An 18688-nucleotide genomic window follows, 5' to 3' on the forward strand; every position below is an offset into this window, starting at 1 on the left:
CGTCGTGTTCGGATCGAAGGGACTTTCCATGCAAGCTCATGTTAACGGCGGCGCCGGTGTCGACCTGTTCGGCTTTGCCGGCGCGCGCGCCGATTACAACATCACCAGCAGCGCCGGCGGCGGCTATGCGGTGCTGCCCAAGAACGGCGCGGCCAGCGCCATGCCGCAGTTGGTCAACTTCGAGCTGTTCAAGTTTTCCGACACCACCGTCAACGTCGAATACGACGAGGTGGTGCAAGCGCTGTACGTGGCCTATTTCGGCCGCGCCGCCGACGCCGGCGGCATGCGCAGCTTCCAGGAACAGCTGGCCAAACTCGACGCGCCGCACGATATCGTCGGCATCAACAGCGCCTACGGCAGCAATCCGGCCCTGCGCCAGCTGATCGACAGTTTCGGCAAGAGCGTCGAATCGGACGCGCTGTACCCGGACGGCGTGGGCGCCTTTGTCAGCGCCGTGTACAAGAACGTGCTCGGGCGCAGCGCCGACGCCGAGGGCCTGGCGTTCTGGAGCGGTGCGATCGACAGCGGCGCGCTCTCGCAAGCCAATGCCGCCCTGTCGATCATGGCCGGGGCGCTGGAAAACACCAGCCCGCAGGGTTTGCTCGACGCCAAACACATCGACAACACCCTGGCGGTGGCGTCCGACTTCACCCTGGCGCTCGACCGGCCCACCGAAATCGCCGGCTACGCGGGCAAGCTGGCCGCGTCGATGGTGCGCGCCATGCTCGCTACCGTGAGCGCCGACAGCGACCTCGGGCCGTTCCAGGCAGTCATCAAGCAGATGCTGGCGGTGATGGCCGGCGAACTGAACGGCGTGTCCGGCGCGCCGCCCCCGGACCATGACATGGCGGCGCCGCTGCAACTGGTCGGCCTGGCCGCGGCCGAATGGGGCGATGCGCCGATGTGAGCGACTGGCATAATGGCGGCTTTGCCCCCAAGGACGCCGCCGTGAGCCAGGAAGACCGTTTTGTCGATATCGAGATCAAGCTCGCGCACCAGGAAGACCTGGTCGAATCCCTGAACCAGATGGTGTACCAGCAAGGCCGTCGCATCGACCAGCTCGAAGCGATGGTCAACAAGCTGGCCGAACACATCCGCAACAATGCCCAGTCGGGACCGAACATGGTCAACGACCGCCCGCCGCACTACTGATTTTCCCTGTCCATGCGTCCGTCAATACGGATATCGTTGCCGGGACATGCATATCTCATTGCGGATGACAGGCGTGTGACCATGCTGCTATGATCGTGCGCTGATGCGCTGCCGGCTATCCGTCGGCAGCTTTACTTAGCGCCCGTGAAAGATGCCATGAACCGTCCAAACATGCTTATCGTTGCCGCCAGCCTGGCGCTGGTCAATGTCGCCGCCGTTGCCGCACCAGTCGCACCCGCGACCTCGCTGGCCGCGACCAATCCCTTCGCCAAACTGAGCACCTTGCCGTTCCACTACCCGGCCTTCGACAAGATCAAGGACGAGCATTTCCTGCCCGCCTATGCGGCCGGCATGAGCGACCACCTGCGCGAAGTCGACGCCATCGCCAACAACCGCAAGGCGCCGACGTTCGATAACACCGTGGTGGCGCTGGAACGCTCGGGCCAGCTGCTCACGCGCGTGGCGACCACCTTTTCGTCCCTGCAGGGCGCCAACACCAACGATACGCTCGATTCCATCGACCGCGAAATGTCGCCCAAGCTGGCCGCGCACAACGACGCCGTGTTCCTCAACGCCAAGCTGTACCAGCGCGTGAAGACCCTGTTCGACAAGCGCGCCAAGCTCGGCCTGGATGCCGAATCCACCTACCTGCTCGAGCGCTACCACAAGGATTTCGTGCGCGCCGGCGCCAACTTGTCGGCCGAAGACAAGGAAAAGCTGAAAGCCTTCAACAGCGAAATCGCCACCATGCAGACCACGTTCACCCAGAACGTGCTCAAGGAAACCAACGCCTCGGCGCTGATCGTCGACACCCGTGCCGAACTGGCCGGCATGAGCGAGGCGGCCATCGACGCCGCCGCCGCCGCCGCCAAGACGCGCGGCCAGGACGGCAAGTTCGCCATCGCCCTGGTCAACACCAGCGGCCAGCCGCCGCTGGCGGTGCTGAGCAACCGCGCCGTGCGCGAGCGCCTGATGAGCGCCTCGCTTCAGCGCGGCAGCCATGGCGGCGAGTTCGACAACCGTGGCGTTGTCATCAAGCTGGCCAAGCTGCGCGCCGAACGCGCGGCCCTGCTCGGCTACCCGAACTTCGCGGCCTACTCGCTGGAAGACCAGACCGCCAAGGATACGGGCGCCGTCAACAAGCTGCTGTCGGAACTGGCCAAGCCGGCCGTGACCAATGCGCGCAAGGAAGCGGACGATATCCAGAAGGTCATCGACGCTGAAAAAGGTGGTTTCAAGGTCGGCGCGGCCGACTGGGCCTTCTACACCGACAAGGTGCGCGCCCAGCGCTTCAATTTCGACGAAAGCCAGCTCAAGCCGTACTTCGAGCTCGACAGCGTGCTGGTCAACGGCGTGTTCTACGCCGCCGGCAAGCTGTACGGCCTCACGTTCAAGGAACGCAAGGACCTGCCGGTGTACAACCCGGACGTGCGCGTGTTCGACGTGTTCGACGCCAACGGCAAGCAACTGGCCATCTTCCTGGCCGACATGTATGCGCGCAGCAACAAGCAAGGCGGCGCATGGATGAACGAATACGTGTCGCAGTCGGGCCTGATGGGTACGCACTCGGTCGTTGCCAACCACCTCAACATTCCCAAGCCGCCGGCGGGCGAGCCGACCTTGCTGACGGTCGATGAAGTCAAGACCGCCTTCCACGAATTCGGTCACGCGCTGCACGGCATGTTCTCGAACGTGAAGTATCCGCGTTTCTCGGGCACCAATGTTCCGCGCGACTTCGTCGAGTATCCATCGCAGGTCAATGAAATGTGGATGATCGCGCCGGAAGTGCTGGCCAACTACGCCAAGCACTACAAGACTGGCGACGCGATGCCGAAGGAATTGCTGGACAAGGTCATTGCCTCGAAAAAATTCAATCAGGGTTTCCTGACCACCGAGTACCTGGCGGCGTCGCTGGTGGACCAGCGCTGGCACCAGTTGAGCGCGGCGCAAGTGCCGACCGACGTGCTCGGTTTCGAAGCGGCCGCGCTGAAGGAAGCCGGCGTCGATTTCGCGCCGGTGCCGCCGCGCTACCGCACGACGTACTTCTCGCATAGTTTCTCGGGCGGCTACTCGGCTGGTTACTACGCTTACCTGTGGAGCGAGAAGCTGGACGCCGACACGGTGGAATGGTTCAAGGAAAATGGCGGATTGCTGCGCAAGAACGGCGACCATTTCCGCAAGACCTTGCTGTCACGCGGCGGCACGGCCGATGCGCTCGACCTGTTCCGCAACTTCCGCGGCCGCGAGCCGAAAATCGAAGCGCTGCTGAACCGTCGTGGGTTGACTGGTAACTGACCTACACCACGTCGTTCCCGCGCAGGCGGGAATCCAAGTTCGTTGAGCAGCTAACGGCTTCGGCACGAACTTGGGTTCCCGCCTGCGCGGGAACGACGGACTCTCCCTCTTATCTGCAGAACACAATGACCCGCCCCCAACTCATGATCATCGCGGCCAGCCTGGCCGTCGCCAATTTCGCCTTCGCCGCCCCTGCGCCAGCTTCCGCCGCGCCGGCCGCCGCCGCGCTCGACGCCGCCAATCCGTTCGCCAAAACCAGTACCTTGCCGTTCAACTACCCGGCCTTCGACAAGATCAAGAACGAGCACTTCGCCCCGGCCTTTGCCGAAGGCATGCGCCAGCACGCCGCTGAAATCGACGCCATCGCCAACAACCGCAAAGCGGCCACGTTCGAGAATACCATCGTCGCCATGGAACGCTCGGGCACGCTGCTCGCGCGCACCGGCGGCGCCTTCGGCATCTTCGCCGGCGGCAACACCAACGACACCATCAAGGGCCTGGAGCGCGAACTGGCGCCCAAGCTGGCCGCCCACCGCGACGCCATGCTGCTGAACCAGAAACTGTTCGACCGCATCGACACCCTGTACGCCAAACGCGCCAGGCTGGGCCTCGATACCGAATCGGCCTTCCTCCTGGAACGCTACCGCAAGGACTTCGTGCGCGCCGGCGCCAAGCTCAACGCCGCCGACAAGGACAAGCTCAAAGGCTACAACGCCGAACTGGCCAGCCTGCAAACCACCTTCAGCCAGAACGTGCTGAGCGAAGCGAACGCCGCCGCGCTGGTGGTCGATACCCGCGCCGAACTGGCCGGCATGTCCGACGCCGCCATCGCGGTCGCCGCCGACGTCGCCAAGAAACGCGGCCTGGAAGGCAAGTTCGCCATTCCCGTCACCAACACCACCGGCCAGGCGCCGCTGTCGGTGCTGACCAATCGCAGCGTGCGCGAACGCCTGCTGGCGGCCTCGCTGGCGCGCGGCAGCCGTGGCGGCGAGTTCGACAACACCGGCGTCGTGCTCAAGATCGCGACGCTGCGTGCGCAACGCGCCGAACTGCTCGGCTACCCCAACCACGCCGCCTACATGCTCGAAGACCAGACCGCCAAGGATACCGGCGCCGTCAACAAGCTGCTGGGCGAGCTGGCCAAGCCGGCCGTGGCCAACGCGCGCAAGGAAGCGGCCGACATCCAGAACGTCATCGATGCGGAAAAAGGCGGCTTCCAGCTGGCCGCCCACGACTGGGCCTTCTACAGCGACAAGGTGCGCGCCGAGCGCTTCAATTTCGACCAGAGCCAGCTGCGCCCCTACTTTGAACTGAACAACGTGCTCACCAACGGCGTGTTCTACGCCGCCGGCAAGGTGTATGGCCTGACCTTCAAGGAACGCAAGGACTTGCCCGTGTACGACCCCGACATGCGGGTGTTCGACGTGATCGACGCCAACGGCAAGCCGCTGGCGATCTTCGTGGCTGACTTCTACGCGCGCGGCAACAAGCGCGGCGGCGCCTGGGCCAACGCCTACGTGCCCCAGTCGCAGCTGATGAGTACGCGCCCGGTCATCGGCAACCACCTGAACATTCCGAAACCGGCCGCCGGCGAGCCGACCCTGCTCACCTACGACGAACTGCGCACCCTGTTCCACGAATTCGGCCACGCCCTGCACGGCATGTTCTCGGACGTGAAATACCCGCGCTTCGCCGGCACCGGCGTGCCGCGCGACTTCGTCGAGTTCCCGTCGCAGGTCAACGAAATGTGGGCGGTCTGGCCTGAAGTGCTGGGCAACTACGCCAAGCACTACAAGACCGGCGAAGCGATGCCGAAGGAATTGCTCGACAAGGTGATCGCCTCGAAACAGTTCAACGAAGGCTACCGCACCACCGAGTACCTGGCCTCGTCGATCCTGGACCAGCGCTGGCACCAGTTGAGCGCGGCGCAGATCCCGACCGACGTGGTCGCTTTTGAGGCGGCCGCGCTGAAAGACGCCGGCGTCGACTTTGCACCGGTGCCGCCGCGCTATCGCACCACCTACTTCTCGCACGTGTTCTCGGGCGGTTATTCGGCCGGTTACTACGGTTACCTGTGGAGTGAAAAGCTCGATGCCGATACTGTCGAATGGTTCAATGAACACGGCGGCCTGTCGCGCAAGAACGGCGACCATTTCCGCAAGACGCTGCTGTCCAAAGGCGGCACGCTCGACGCCATGCAGATGTACCGCAACTTCCGCGGCCGCGATGCGAAAATCGAACCGCTGCTGGAACGCCGTGGCCTGAACGCCAAGTAAGCTGCACCGACGCCAAGAATGCCGTTCAGCGCGAGCGGCATTTTTTTCGTCCGCGGATTTGCCGTGCGCGATAATGGGAGCGCCGATTTCCTCCATGGAGCCAGTGTGACCGACATCGCGGACCTTTCGACACTTCTGCAAAACCGCCTGCGGGCGGCCTTGACGCCGGGCGAGCGCCTGGTGTGGGTCGGTCAGCCGATCGCGGCGCACTACATGACACTCGCCTATGCTTACCCGGCCTTGCCGGGCTCGACGGTGTACGCCATCACCAGCGCGCGGGTGCTCCTGCTCGGCGGCGGCGACCAACCCGACAGCGTCAGGTCGTACGCCCCGGCGCAACTGCAGCAACTCGAACGCACCGAGCACGAGGGCGGCTGGGGCGACCTGATCCTGGAGACCGGCCACGTCTCCGACGGCGATGGCGGCTACACCACCGAGCGCCACGGCTTGCTTGCGGTGGCCGATGTGCGGCGCGCGCACGGGCTGGTCGCGGCGCTGGCGGCCACCCTGCCGCTGGCCCCAGGCACCCCGCATTCCAGCTTCCAGCGGGCGCTCCTGGCGCCCGCCATCCCCACCTTGCCCGCCGAACTAGGCCAGGCGCTGCGGGCCGAACTGGGGCCGGACGAGCGCCTGGTGTGGGCGGCGCAGCCGATCCCGGCCAGCTATCTGAAAAAGGGATACCGCAAGTGGTTTTTCTATATTCCATGGACCTTGTTTACGCTGTTCATCAGCGTCGGGGGCGCCCCGGCCGTATGGAATTCGGACGTGCGGGGATGGGACCTGCTGCTGGTGGTGGGCGTGCCCTCGCTATTGCTGTGGATCGGCATCCACCACCTGGTGCAGCCACTTCGCATGCGCCAGGATGCGCTCGGCGTGCTGCATGCCATCACGACCGCGCGCGCCCTGACCATCGCCATGAATGGCCCGCTGGTCGTGCGCACCTATGCACCGGCCGGCCTGCTGCATGCCGTCTGTGCCGACGGCGCGCACGACAGCGGCGACCTGCTGCTCGAAGCCGGCTTCGACGATACCACCCCGATCGAGACGCAGCTGCACCGCCACGGTTTCATGGGCATCGGCGAGGTGCGCCACGTCGAGCGCCTGATCGGCCATCTGAAGCAAGCGCCGGCGATGTAAAATTAGCATAGGAACAATGCTCTATAATATGGCACGTCCCTCATTTCGAACGTTGCCTCCTATGCTCACACCTCGCCTTCTCCCGCTCGTTTCCGTCCTGTTGTGTGCCCTTGGCCTGGCGGCCTGTACCACCGAACCGGTCGGGCCGCGCGAAGTCCAGCTGACCGAAGAGCCGGGCGAGTCCGGCCCGCGCTGCAGCGGCGCCGACTGCTGCGCCGATGCCGAAGCGCTCGCATTCGCGCCGCAGCGCCAGTATTGCAGCGCGCTGGCGCTGGACAACGAAGGCAAGGCCCCGGCCTCGGCCAGCGCCCTGAAAGACGCCATCGCCGGCGCCCGCGCCGAAAAGATCCGCACCCACGACGCCTCCGGCGTGCTGTGCCACGCCTATGCGCTCGACGCCCAGCGCGCCGGCGACCGTGGCGAGGCCGCCGCCGCCCGCACCGGCCTGGCCGCCGCCGTGCAAGCCTGCCGCGCCGGCTTCGGCAAGGAATCGAACCAGGCCGCGCAAGCCATGCTCGAGAGCGCCGAACAAGGCCTGCAGAGCAAGGAAGAGTCGGCCAAAATCGCCGAGGAGCTCGCTGCGGTGCTGGTGCTGGCGCGCAAAAACGCGAATGCCCAGATCGAGGCCGACGCCACCGACGCCCTCGGGCGCCTGATGGGCATCGGCGGCGACATGAGCGCCGAGCGCCGCCTGCTGACCGAGGGCATGGAGTTGCGGCGCAAAGCCTACGGCGAGAACAGTTACCAGACCGGCATGAGTTACGTAAACCTCGGCGGCAGTTACATGCGCGTCAACGACAACGCGGCCGGGCGCGCGTGGTACGAGCGCGCCATCGCGGTGTACGGCGCCACGCTCGGCATGGCCGATCCGGTGACGCTGGAAGTGCGCGCCGCGCATGCGATGAGCTACAGCGCCGAGCGCAACCACAAGCGCGCCCAGGAACTGCTCGAGGCGATGCTGCCGCAGGCGCTGCAAACCTTCGGCCCGCAGTCCGAAGAAACGGTGGCCATCCTCAACGACATCGGCAATATGCAGCAGCACCAGGGCCAGTCGCAGGCGGCCTTGCTGCGCTTCGAGGAAGTGTTGGCGATCCGGCGCGTGAGCATGCCCAATACGGTCAAGCACGGCCGCTCGGCCCTGCTGGCGGCCACGCTCAAGCGCAAGATCGCCGCTTGCGCCGGCAGCGGCGCGCTCGACGCCGAAGTGCGGCGCATCGCCGCCCAGCTGGAGCCGTCGATCGCCAAGGATGACGACGCCAAACTGTTCGTGCTCGACGCGCATGACGCCGCCCAGCAATGCGCCACGCCGGCGCCGCGCGGCGCGCGCAAGAAGAAGTAAGCCGGGCCGCGACGGAAGGGACATCGTGCAGCATACCAATGAGTTTGCCGAGCAATACACGCGCGCCGAGCGGCTGCGCCTGGCGTTGCTGATCCTGCCCGCCGGGCTCGCCCTGCTGGTGGCGATGAAGCGGTGCTTGTTCCCCTGGCTGGCGGCGTTCGCGGCGTCGGCCGCGTGCCGCGAGATCGGCGGCGTGAATGGCGTCAAGCTGGTTTTTTATGGCGTGTTGGTCGGCATGCCGCTGCAGCTGGCGCTGGTGCTCGGCGCGATCCTGGGCGTACCCGGCTACAAGAGCCTGCGCAGCGGACAATTTCCCGCTGCCGGCGTGAAGGTGTGGCGGCCCATGCGCATCCGGCGCGGCCGGCGCGCCACCTTGATTGGCGCCGCCTGCCTGCTGCTGGCGCTGCTCCCTTTGGCGCTGGCCGCGTGGGGCTGGTTCCAGGCCGGCGCGATGCTGGCCGGTGCGCGCTTCACGCCGCTCGGCTGCGCGGCCATCCGGGCGGCATCGCCCACGCCTTGACCCATCTCGTCCGAAAGCACCAATGAAAACGTTTATCGCGCGCGCCGTCTGCCTGCTGGTCTGTTCCGGGGCGGCATGGGCCTGCGGCCGTGACGGCGCGGTACCGGTGCCGCTGACACAGGTATCGCTGCAGAACGTCGCGTTCAGTCCGTCCGACGACGGGCGCAAGCTGCTCGTGTTCGGCATACTGAAAAACGCGTCCGCCCACAGGGTCAGGAATGTGATGCTGGAGTTGCGTTTCTTCAATGACAAGCATGTGCTGGTCGACACCTTTACGCGTTGTGTCGAAAATGTGATTGCACCGCCTGCCGGCGAGGTGGGATGGCGCATCCGCGAAAACATCTACGATCAGATGGCGCCTTACGCTTCGCAGGAGGTGCGCATTGTCTCCGCCGAGGCGATCAAGCCTGGCGTGGACGAATCAGGGGTCAATCCCTTGATGCGGGAAGTGCTGGTCCTCTGGATTCCCTTGCTGGGGATGGCTGGCGTGTTGATGTACGGGCTGAAAAAGTTGGTCGGCAAGGAATCGAGCAGCAGCAAGGCCTTGGTGCTCATGGAAGCGCAGATAGCCTACTTCGAAAAAAATCTGGTCCTGCTCGAGCGGCTGGTGCTGGCCAGCGAAGCGCGGGCGCGCGCTGCGGTCCTGCCGCCGCGCGACGATACCCATCCCCCTGGCTAGAATGACGCTGCGCACTGTCCTGTTCATCGGCCTGGGCGCCGGCCACGCGCTGGCGTGCTGGATCGGGGCCGCTAGCCCCGCCCTCGGGCCTGCCATCGCGGCCACCATCTACGGTCCCTTGTTTGCGCTCGATGCCGTTTCCCTGCCGGTGTTCGGCAACGCCGCGTCCGGCGGCTGGGCCGCGCCGTCCCCGCTGGGCTGGGCCTGCGTGCTGATGCTGTGGGGCGCGCTCTGGTGGGGCGTGGCGGCCTTGCTGGCGCGCTGGTCTGGCCGCTCGTGATTCATGGTTTAATAGGATTCCGATTCACAGCCGATTTCCCAAGGAGCCTTATGAGCACAGTGTTGTGGGCCAATTACCTGGTCGATGGCGTCGTCAGTTCCGACGAGTCCGACAAATACGCCTTGCATGAACACATCGACCAACTCGATGAAATCTGCCGCGACGCCGGCCTGGCGCCGCTGTCCGACTGGTGCGACTCCACCGACCTGGCGTTCAACATCGGTGACGAGGACGAACTTCCCGACGGCATCGAATCGACCGACGAGCTGATGGCTGCCGACGGCGTGTGGACCGACGCCGGCGTGGCCGTCGACGTCCTCGAACAATTGCTGGCGGTAATACGGGACAAGCACATCGCCTTTGGCGACGAAGACAATGCGCACGACGACATCGTGCAAGAACTCGAAGAGAGCATCGCCTACGCGCAGGAAGCGGCGGCGGTCAACGGCAAGTTCAATTTTTCGGTGGTGATGTAGGTGGCGCTGGCCGATGCGTGAGAATATGCCGCGCTGCGTCCTGGTCACGGGCTCGACCACCTGGGACAATCCCGAACCGATCCGGCGCGCCTTGTCGGCGCTGCCGCCGGGCAGCACGGTCGTGACCGGCGACACGCCGGGCGCCGACGCCTGCGCGGTCACGGTGGCCGCCGAACTGGGGCTGGAGGTGAAACGCATGAAAAAGAACCGTGCCGATCACCGGGCCTTTCCCGGCCAAGCCTGGCGCGGATTGAACCAGCGCATGCTGGCCACCGGCATCGACCTGGTACTGGCCTTCCACGCCGATTACGGCAAGCCCGGCTGCGCGCGCGGCACCGTCCACATGGTCGAACACGCCAAGACGTGCTGGACCGAGGTGCGGATTTTCCGCGAGTAGGCGGCCCGCCCTGGTGCTGCGCCATGGATCGCGCCGCGATTTGGGTGTATAAGGACGGTATCAGCTTTCCCTTCACCCGCCATAGGATCGACCGCAGCAATGAGTGTTCACGACTTACACGGTATTACCTTAGAATCGCTGTTGACCAGGTTGGTCGCGCATTACGGCTGGGACGAGCTCGGCAAGCGGATCGATATTAATTGCTTCATCAGCGATCCGAGCATCAAGTCGAGCCTCAAATTCCTGCGCAAGACCCCGTGGGCGCGCACCAGGGTCGAAGAACTGTTTCTGGAAACACAATTTACCGATGAATGAGGATGACATGTTGAACGACGACACAGCGAACCTGAAGTCGCACCTGAAAACCCTGCATGCCAACCTGGCGCAGACGGAACAGGTCGATGAAGAACTGCAAGGCTTGCTGATGCAGCTCGACGGCGACATCCAGGCCCTGCTCGACAAGCGCGCCGCCGCCGCCCAGGCCGCCCTGAGCGACGAAGCGCTGGCCGAGCAGGCCATGGCGGCAGAGCAGGCCGAGCTGGCCGACCCGGCCGCCCACCTGCTGGCCGAACCGCCCGAGACCACCACCTACGGCCTGGCCGAGCGGACCCAGGAAATCACGGCCAAATTCGCCGCCGAACACCCGCGCCTGGAGCCCGCCCTGCGCGAGCTGGGCCGCATGCTGTCGAACATGGGTATTTGAACAGCGGGGCGCCAGGCAGTTCCCGCGCGCCCCGCCAGCTGCCTGTTTATGTAGCAGAAACGTCACAAGTTATTGAAACATAAGACGTTTTTTCGTTGCAATCGGCTTGGAAAATAACGCGGCGCACCTTGCTCCGCGATGTTTTCCGGTACAATACCGCCCAATGAGCTCCCCAACCAACCTGTTTGCGACCGTCCCGAAACGGTCTAGCCGCGCTCCCGCTGCGCCTTTCCTTCCCATGTCCCGCGCCGAAATGGCCGCCCTGGGCTGGGATTCGTGCGACGTCATCCTCGTGACCGGCGACGCCTATATCGACCATCCGAGTTTCGGCATGGCCCTGGTCGGCCGCCTGCTGGAGGCGCAGGGCTTTCGCGTCGGCATCATCGCCCAGCCGGACTGGCTCTCGGCCGACGCCTTCCGCGTACTCGGCAAACCCAATCTGTACTTCGGCGTCACGGCCGGCAACATGGATTCGATGGTCAACCGCTACACGGCCGACCGCAAGATCCGCTCCGACGACGCCTACACGCCCAACGGCGAGCCGAACAAGCGCCCGGACCGCACCGTCACCGTGTACGCCCAGCGCGCGCGCGAAGCGTTTCCCGACGTGCCGGTCATCATCGGCAGTATCGAAGCGTCGCTGCGCCGCATCGCCCACTACGATTACTGGTCCGACAAGGTGCGGCGCTCGGTGCTGCCCGATTCCAAGGCCGATATGCTGCTGTTCGGTAACGCCGAACGCGCCCTGGTCGACCTGACCCACCGCCTGGCCGCCGGCGAGAACATCAAGGATATCCGCAACCTGCGCGGCACCGCCTTCATGGTGCCGTCCGGCTGGCTGCCGGGCGACGACTGGGGCGTGCATAACTCGACCCGGGTCGATGTGCCCGGCAAGATCGACGCCCACCACGATCCGTACGCGATGGCCCAGGAAGACAAGTCCGCCTGCGCCACCGACAACGCCCAGCCGAAGGAAGTGATCAGGCCGATCCGCATCATGTCGCGCGAAGAACGCCTGGCCATGGCCAAGGAAAAGCACGACAAGACCGTGGTCCGCCTGCCGTCCTACGACACAGTGAGCATCGACCCGGTGATGTACGCGCACACTTCGCGCGTGTTCCACCTCGAATCGAACCCCGGCAATGCGCGCGCGATGGTGCAGGCGCACGGCGAACGCGATGTCTGGCTCAACCCGCCGCCGCTGCCGCTGGCCATGGACGAGATGGATGGCGTGTACGACATGAACTACGCGCGCGCCCCGCACCCGAGCTACGGCAAGGCCAAGATTCCGGCCTGGGACATGATCCGCTTTTCGGTCAACATCATGCGCGGCTGCTTCGGCGGCTGCACCTTTTGCTCGATCACTGAGCATGAAGGGCGCATCATCCAGAGCCGCTCCGAGCCGTCGATCCTGCGCGAAATCGAGCACATCCGCGACAAGACCAAGGGTTTCACCGGCACCATCTCGGACATGGGCGGCCCGACCGCCAATATGTACCGGCTGGCCTGCAAGGACAAAAGCATCGAGGAATCGTGCCGCCGCCTGTCGTGCGTGTACCCGACCATCTGCGTCAACCTCGGCACCGACCACAGCAAGCTGATTTCGCTGTACCGCAAGGCGCGCGCCATTCCGGGCATCAAGAAGGTACTGATCAGTTCGGGCCTGCGCTACGACCTGGCGGTGCGCTCGCCGGAATACGTCAAGGAACTGGTGACCCACCATGTGGGCGGCTTGCTCAAGATCGCGCCTGAGCACACCGAAGAAGGCACCTTGTCGAAGATGATGAAGCCGGGCATCGGCGCCTACGACGAATTCAAGGAAATGTTCGACCGTTTCTCGCTGGAAGCTGGCAAGAAGCAGTACCTGATTCCTTACTTCATCGCGGCGCATCCGGGCACGACGGATGAAGACATGCTCAACCTGGCGTTGTGGCTGAAGAAAAACAACTTCAAGCTCGACCAGGTGCAGACCTTCATGCCGACGCCGATGGCGATGGCCACCACCATGTACCACTCGCGCAAGAATCCGCTGAAAAAAGTGACGGCCGACTCCGAAATCGTGGAAACGGCCAAGAGCGGCAAGGTACGCCGCTCGCACAAGGCCTTCCTGCGTTACCAGGATCCGGCCAACTGGCCGATCCTGCGCGAAACCCTGGTCAAGATGGGCCGGGGCGACCTGATCGGCAATGGCGACAAGCACCTGGTGCCGAGCTGGCAGGCGTCGGAAGACGGCGGCCTGGCAGCGGGCGAGCGCAAGCGGCAGACCTCGGGCGCCGGTACGCTCGACAAGTTTGCGGCCGCGCCCAAGCGCAAGACCGAACGCGCGCTGGCGCCGTCGCCCTTCATTGCGCCGGAGTCAAAAGTGCGGCCGTCGATCCTGGCCACCATCAAGAGCAAGCCGAAGGCGGCGCCGGCGGCAAAGGCAGGGGCGCGCCGCAAATAGGCAAGGGGTCGGACCCCGGTTTTTCCCTTGGGGGTCTGACCCCGGTGTTTCCGAAGCCGCCAAGAAGTGTCTGGAATCGCCGGCTGCGCGCGGACGGCGGCGTCCAGGTCAGCCGCTTTTGCAACACCGATTGTTGTTCCACGCACACATTCCGCATTTTCCGCCGTCCTGGCCGGGAAGGTCAGTACAATCGTATCCATACGTTGCTTTAGTGCATACCTAGCGGTGTGACCGACTGATGATCCGACTCTTCCTGGCCCGCCGCGCGCCGACGGCGTCCGCCTTGGCGTCCGCCTTGGCGTCCGCCTTGGCGTCCGCCTTGGCGTCCGCCCCGGCGTTCGCCTTGGTGCTCGCCTCGGCGTTCGCCTCGGCGTTCGCCATGTGCATCGTCGCGCCCGCCCATGCGCGCGACAAGGTCACGCTCCAGCTCAAGCACACCCACCAGTTCCAGTTCGCCGGCTATTACGCCGCGCTCGAAAAAGGCTATTACCGCGACGCCGGCCTCGACGTCCACATCGCCGAAGGCAGCGATGGCAACGAACCGGAGCGCAATGTCAGCGCCGGCAAGGCCGAGTTCGGCGTCGGCAGCAGCAGCCTGTTGCTGGCGCGCCTGGCCGGCAAGCCGCTGGTGGTGCTGGGCGTGGTATTCCAGCATTCCCCCTACGTGCTGCTGGTCCGGAAAAGCCAGGGGACCCCCGAGATTCGCGACCTCAAGGGCAAGCGCGTCATGATTGGCTCGCTCGTCGACGAACTGACCCAGGCCGACGAGCTGATCGCTTACCTGAACAGGGAAGGCGTCCCCCTCAAAAGCCTGGTGCGCGTCGAGCACAGCTTCAATCCGGACGACCTGGTCAAGGGCAAGGTGGACGCCTATTCAGCCTACATGACCAACGAGCCCGATTACCTGGACCGCCTCGGCTTCAACTACGACGTGCATAGCCCGCGCGAGGCCGGCATCGATTTTTACGGCGACAACCTGTTCACCAACGAGCGCCAGATCGCGTCCCACCCGGAACGGGTGCGCGCCTTTCGCGCGGCCAGCATGAAGGGCTGGGCCTATGCCATGGCCAACCAGGAAGAAATCGCCGACCTGATCCTGTCCAGGTACACCCGTCGCCACGACCGCGAGCACCTGCTGTTCGAGGCGCGCCAGATGGAGCCGCTGGTGCAGCCGGTATTGGTTGAAATCGGCTACATGAACCCGGACCGCTGGCGCCACATCGCCGATATTTACGCCGACCTGGGCATGCTTCCACGCGGCGCCGCCTTCGACGGTTTCATGTACAGCAGCGACCCGGCGGCCAACTCCCTGACCTGGCTGTACCGCTCGCTGCTGGCGGCCGGCCTGCTGCTCGTCGGCGGCGCCATCGTACACGTGTCGCTGCTGGCGCGCGAACGGCGCCGCGCCGCGCAAAGCATCCGCCAGGGCGAACTGCGGTTTCGCACCATGTTCGAAGAAGCGCCGATGGGCATCGCCCTGATCGATTCGGCCAGCGGCCAGTTCAAGGACATCAACCCGCGCTTTGCCAAGATCACCGGGCGCTCGTCGGAAGAGCTCAAGCGCGGGCGTTGCGACGACATCACCCACCCCGACGACGTGGCAAGCGAAGCGGCGCGCATGGCGCAGCTGGGCGCCGGCGCCATCGCCAGCTTCAAGAGCGCGCGCCGCCTGCTGCGTCCCGACGGCAGCGTGGTCTGGGTCGACATGTCGATCGCCGCCATCGACGCCCCCGACGACGCCGCGCACCACCTGTGCATGATCGAAGACGTGACCGAGAAAAAAACCTCGGAAGCGCTGATCTGGCAGCAGGCCAATTTCGACCCGCTCACGCACCTGCCCAACCGGCGCATGTTCCACGACCGCCTCGAGCACGACATCCTGCGCTGCCGGCGCGAGGGCACGCGCGTGGCGATCCTGTTCATCGATCTCGACCAGTTCAAGGAAGTCAACGACACCCTCGGCCACCAGCAGGGCGACGTGCTGCTGGTCGACGCCGCGCGCCGCATCAGCGCCTGCGTGCGCGACTCGGACACGGTGGCGCGCCTGGGCGGCGACGAATTCACGGTGATCCTGCCGCAACTGGGTGAAACCGGCAGCGTGGGCGTGATCGCGCAAAAGATCCTCGACGTGCTGCAGGCGCCGTTCGCGCTCGGCCAGGAGCAGGCCTATATATCGGCCAGCGTCGGCATCACCCTGTATCCGGACGACGCGCGCGACATCGACGACCTGCTCAAGCACGCCGACCAGGCCATGTACGCGGCCAAGAATGCGGGCCGCAACCGCTTCAGCTACTTCACGCCGGCGCTGCAGGTGGCGGCGATCAACCGCATGCGCATGACCAACGACTTGCGCAGCGCCCTCAAGGGCGGCCAGTTCCGCGTGTACTTCCAGCCGATCGTGCATCTGCGCAGCGGCAAGATCCACAAGGCCGAAGCGCTGATCCGCTGGGAGCATCCGCAGCGCGGGCTGGTGAGCCCTCTGGAATTCATTCCGCTGGCCGAGTCGAGCGGGCTGATTATCGATATCGGCGAGTGGGTATTCAAGGAATCGGCGCGCTGGGCCAGCCACTGGCGGCGCGTACACCATCCCGAGTTCCAGGTCAGCGTGAACCAGTCGCCGCTTGAATTCCAGCGCGAAGGCAAGGGCTACGAAGGCTGGCTGGCGCACCTGCGCGAGCTGGGCTTGTCGGGCCAGGCGGTGGTGGTGGAGATTACCGAAGGCTTGCTGCTCGACGCCAGCAGCGGCGTGACCGACAAGCTGCTGCAACTGCGCGACGCCGGCATCCAGGTGGCGCTGGACGATTTCGGCACCGGTTACTCGTCGCTGTCGTACCTGAAAAAATTCGACATCGACTACCTGAAAATCGACCGCTCCTTCACGCGCAACCTGGCGCCCGAGTCGAGCGACATGGCGCTGTCGGAAGCGATCATCGTCATGGCCCACAAGCTGGGCCTGCGCGTGATCGCCGAAGGGGTCGAGACGCACGAACAGCGCGACCTGCTGCTGGCGGCCGGCTGCGACTACGGCCAGGGCTACCTGTTCGCGCGCCCGCTGCCGGCCGAGGAATTCGACGCCTTGCTGGTCGCCCAGTCGCGCATGCCGGCCGTCGCTGCCCAGCCTACTTAGCCAGTTACTTGGCCAGCCCGACGCTCGCCTGCCTGACCCGCAGCGCCATGGCATTGCGGTGGCGCGCGCGCAGGCGCGCATTGGTCACCAGGCAGCCGAGCGTCTCGCCCACCACCATCACCACGCCGAGCAGCGGCAGCACCAGCATCAGGCCGGCCACGCCGGCCAGCGAGCCGCCCACGAAGATCATCAGCACCGTCATGAGCGGATGGATCTGCAGGCTGCGCCCGAGCGTGAGCGGCATGAAGATGAAGTCGTCGAGCAGGCGTACCGCCACGAACACCCCGATGGCGCCGTAGCCGATCACCGGATTGGAGGGTGCGTCGGTCGCCGCCACCACCACCACCAGGATGCAGCCGGCCACGGAGCCGACGAACGGCACCCACGCCAGGATCGCCGAAATGAGCGCCAGCGCCAGCGGCGAGGACACGCCGATCAGCCACAGCCCGAGCGCCAGCATGATGGTGTCGATCACGGTCAGCTTGATCAGCCCCTGGAAGTAGCGGCGCGCGGTCTGGTCGACTTCGTGCAGCAGGAACAGGGTCTTTTCGAAAAACGCATTCGGCACCGCGCGCGCCAGAAAGCGCTTGAAGCTGGCGCCGTCGCGCAGGAAGAAGAAGGTCAGGAAGGGCGCCAGCAGCAGCGACGGCAGCCAGCCGGCGATCACCACCAGCAGGCCGGCCAGGTGCTGCTGCGCGAAGTTGTCGGTAAACGACTTGAAGCGCCTGTTCACCAGGCGCGTGAGCTTCATCTGTTCGAGCACCGGGAATTTTTGCTCCAGCAGCTGCATCGTGTTGCGCACGAACGTGACGCCGCCTTCCAGGTAATGCCCGAGCAGCGCCTGCCACGATTCTTCCGGCACGGCCACGTACGAAAACACCAGCACCAGCAGCAGCGAGATGGCCGCCACGAAGCCGCCGCCGACGGTCAGCGCGGCCAGGTCCTGGCCGACGCCGGCGCGGATCAGGCGCTGCATGGGCGCGAGCAGGATGTAGTACAGGACCGTGCCGAAGATGAAGGGAATGGCCAGCCACAGCATGTGCTCGAGCAGGATCAGGAGCAGGCAGGTCACGGCGATGATGCCGCACCAGACCACCGGTCCGGCGCGCTCGCGCGAGGTCATAAGGCTTCCACCTGCGGACTGCCGCCCATCCAGTCGCGCAGGCGCTGGCCGACCAGGCGCGCCAGGGTCAGCGAAATTTTATAGCCGATGATGGCGTCGGTCTCCATCAGGCCCAGGAAATCGGCGCGGAAAAATACCGCCAGCTCGCAGTTCTCCATCGCGCGCGCCTGCGCGGTGCGCGGCGAGTCGTCCAGCAGCGCCATGTCGCCAAACACGCTGCCCGGCCCCAGTTCCGACACCACCATGAAGGCGCCGCCCTGAGCGCGGCTGATGGCCACCTTGCCCGACGTGACCAGGTACAGGGCCTGGCCTTCCTCGCCCTGGTCGAACACGATTTCGTCGAGCAGGTAGCGGCGCTCGTGCATCAGGCCATCGACAATTTTCAGCTCGAGCGGGGTCAGGGAATTGAACAGGACCGAACTCTTGAGGCGGTGCAGGCGGGGCGACAGCGGCGGCGATTTCAGAAAACCAAAGATCAAATTAACTCCAGAGGGGGAATGTCACGCACGATGTCGATTATGCGCCATGCAACCGGGCCGTGCAGCAGATTTGCCGCCCGCGCCGCTGTCGTCCGTGTTTACCACTATTTTGCCACAGCAAGAAGCGTGTCGATAACTAGTGTAGTGTTGCATTCTCAGTGCTTCGTATTGAAATATCGCGGATGAGGCGCTATTCTTGTGCATCAACCAGGAGAAAGCTAATGCGAATTGCGACGGAGATTGTGCTTACCCAGGACGAGCA

17 protein-coding genes are annotated in these 18688 nt (G+C 65.0%); 15 read left to right on the top strand and 2 right to left on the bottom strand.

The features are described 5' to 3' along the window. Positions 1-28 precede the first annotated feature (28 nt). The 15 genes from F1735_RS17355 (at position 29) to F1735_RS17425 (ending at position 16824) form a co-directional block, all read left to right on the top strand. The gene (locus F1735_RS17355) at positions 29-907 is read left to right on the top strand and encodes a DUF4214 domain-containing protein (RefSeq protein ID WP_167238094.1); all 879 of its coding nucleotides are present in this window, start codon (positions 29-31) and stop codon (positions 905-907) included. A gap of 41 nt (positions 908-948) precedes the next feature. After that, positions 949-1152: a SlyX family protein gene (locus tag F1735_RS17360; protein ID WP_166881904.1), complete on the top strand. Its 204-nt coding sequence runs from the start codon at positions 949-951 to the stop codon at positions 1150-1152. Between the two features lie 156 nt (positions 1153-1308). Further along, on the top strand, positions 1309-3447 hold the full coding sequence (locus F1735_RS17365; RefSeq protein ID WP_229505829.1) for a M3 family metallopeptidase: 2139 nt from the start codon (positions 1309-1311) through the stop codon (positions 3445-3447). A gap of 125 nt (positions 3448-3572) precedes the next feature. Continuing rightward, positions 3573-5723: a M3 family metallopeptidase gene (locus tag F1735_RS17370; protein ID WP_167238096.1), complete on the top strand. Its 2151-nt coding sequence runs from the start codon at positions 3573-3575 to the stop codon at positions 5721-5723. A 105-nt stretch (positions 5724-5828) separates the two neighbouring features. After that, complete coding sequence (locus tag F1735_RS17375; RefSeq protein ID WP_167238097.1) at positions 5829-6860, top strand: hypothetical protein; 1032 nt, start codon at positions 5829-5831, stop codon at positions 6858-6860. 61 nt (positions 6861-6921) lie between these two features. Then, positions 6922-8199, top strand: coding sequence for a tetratricopeptide repeat protein (locus F1735_RS17380; RefSeq protein WP_167238098.1), 1278 nt, complete (start codon positions 6922-6924; stop codon positions 8197-8199). A gap of 25 nt (positions 8200-8224) precedes the next feature. Further along, positions 8225-8719, top strand: coding sequence for a hypothetical protein (locus F1735_RS17385; RefSeq protein ID WP_167238099.1), 495 nt, complete (start codon positions 8225-8227; stop codon positions 8717-8719). A gap of 22 nt (positions 8720-8741) precedes the next feature. Continuing rightward, positions 8742-9398 carry a hypothetical protein gene (locus tag F1735_RS17390; RefSeq protein ID WP_167238100.1) on the top strand — a complete coding sequence of 219 codons (657 nt, stop codon included), beginning with the start codon at positions 8742-8744 and terminating at the stop codon, positions 9396-9398. A 1-nt stretch (position 9399) separates the two neighbouring features. Beyond that, positions 9400-9678, top strand: a complete 279-nt coding sequence (locus F1735_RS17395; RefSeq protein WP_167238101.1) for a hypothetical protein — start codon at positions 9400-9402, stop codon at positions 9676-9678. Positions 9679-9728: 50 nt separating this feature from the next. Beyond that, complete coding sequence (locus tag F1735_RS17400) at positions 9729-10154, top strand: hypothetical protein (protein ID WP_167238102.1); 426 nt, start codon at positions 9729-9731, stop codon at positions 10152-10154. Between the two features lie 13 nt (positions 10155-10167). After that, positions 10168-10551: a hypothetical protein gene (locus F1735_RS17405; RefSeq protein ID WP_222853008.1), complete on the top strand. Its 384-nt coding sequence runs from the start codon at positions 10168-10170 to the stop codon at positions 10549-10551. Between the two features lie 99 nt (positions 10552-10650). After that, on the top strand, positions 10651-10866 hold the full coding sequence (locus tag F1735_RS17410) for a VF530 family protein (protein WP_167238103.1): 216 nt from the start codon (positions 10651-10653) through the stop codon (positions 10864-10866). A 7-nt stretch (positions 10867-10873) separates the two neighbouring features. After that, complete coding sequence (locus tag F1735_RS17415) at positions 10874-11254, top strand: DUF4404 family protein (RefSeq protein WP_167238104.1); 381 nt, start codon at positions 10874-10876, stop codon at positions 11252-11254. Positions 11255-11492: 238 nt separating this feature from the next. Beyond that, a complete protein-coding gene (locus tag F1735_RS17420; protein WP_229505830.1) occupies positions 11493-13697 on the top strand; it encodes a YgiQ family radical SAM protein in 2205 nt (734 codons plus the stop codon). A 238-nt stretch (positions 13698-13935) separates the two neighbouring features. Further along, entirely contained in the window at positions 13936-16824 is a 2889-nt protein-coding gene (locus F1735_RS17425) for an EAL domain-containing protein (protein WP_229505831.1), read from the top strand. 4 nt (positions 16825-16828) lie between these two features. Here the strand turns inward: F1735_RS17425 and F1735_RS17430 are convergent, their stop codons facing one another. Both F1735_RS17430 and F1735_RS17435 read right to left on the bottom strand, forming a co-directional pair. After that, positions 16829-17947 carry an AI-2E family transporter gene (locus tag F1735_RS17430; RefSeq protein ID WP_167238106.1) on the bottom strand — a complete coding sequence of 373 codons (1119 nt, stop codon included), beginning with the start codon at positions 17945-17947 and terminating at the stop codon, positions 16829-16831. Next, positions 17944-18426 carry a cyclic nucleotide-binding domain-containing protein gene (locus F1735_RS17435; protein ID WP_166885557.1) on the bottom strand — a complete coding sequence of 161 codons (483 nt, stop codon included), beginning with the start codon at positions 18424-18426 and terminating at the stop codon, positions 17944-17946. The genes F1735_RS17430 and F1735_RS17435 overlap by 4 nt, the downstream gene beginning before the upstream one ends. Positions 18427-18688: the final 262 nt, after the last annotated feature.

This window comes from Massilia genomosp. 1, from assembly GCF_011682185.1.
GTDB lineage: Bacteria > Pseudomonadota > Gammaproteobacteria > Burkholderiales > Burkholderiaceae_D > Telluria_A > Telluria_A rubra.